This is a genomic window from Pseudoalteromonas sp. GW168-MNA-CIBAN-0100, assembly GCF_040309225.1.
In the GTDB taxonomy this organism is placed as follows: domain Bacteria; phylum Pseudomonadota; class Gammaproteobacteria; order Enterobacterales; family Alteromonadaceae; genus Pseudoalteromonas; species Pseudoalteromonas arctica.
Genome location: NZ_JBEOOL010000511.1, coordinates 1 through 277 on the forward strand (window position 1 = coordinate 1; position 277 = coordinate 277).

General features: G+C 32.9%; 1 protein-coding gene and 1 pseudogene. Both read right to left on the bottom strand.

Features of this window, described 5'->3' with window-relative positions:
* On the bottom strand, positions 1-98 hold a 98-nt coding region (locus tag AAEY62_RS22205; RefSeq protein ID WP_350636571.1), incomplete at its 3' end, for a WbqC family protein.
* Positions 95-277: pseudogene (locus AAEY62_RS22210) on the bottom strand (DegT/DnrJ/EryC1/StrS family aminotransferase); the annotation flags it as partial. The gene AAEY62_RS22205 and the pseudogene AAEY62_RS22210, both read right to left, overlap by 4 nt.

The window sequence follows — 277 nt, forward strand, 5'->3', positions numbered from 1 at the left end:
GTAACATCATCATAAAAAATAAAAGTGTCTACAGCATTAACAAGTTGATAATAGCCTAAATAAGGAAATAGGTAAGGTTGCATTACAGCAAAATTCATAATGTGTCCTTTATTATTGACGTTACTGTAGTTACATCGTCTTCATTCATAAAATTATGTAAAGGAAAACACAGTACACCACCTGCAATCTTTCGACTAAAATTACAACCAAAGCTATATTGCTCGCTGTAAGCAGCATCAAGTGAGGGAGTAAAATAACGACGACTTTGAATATCTTG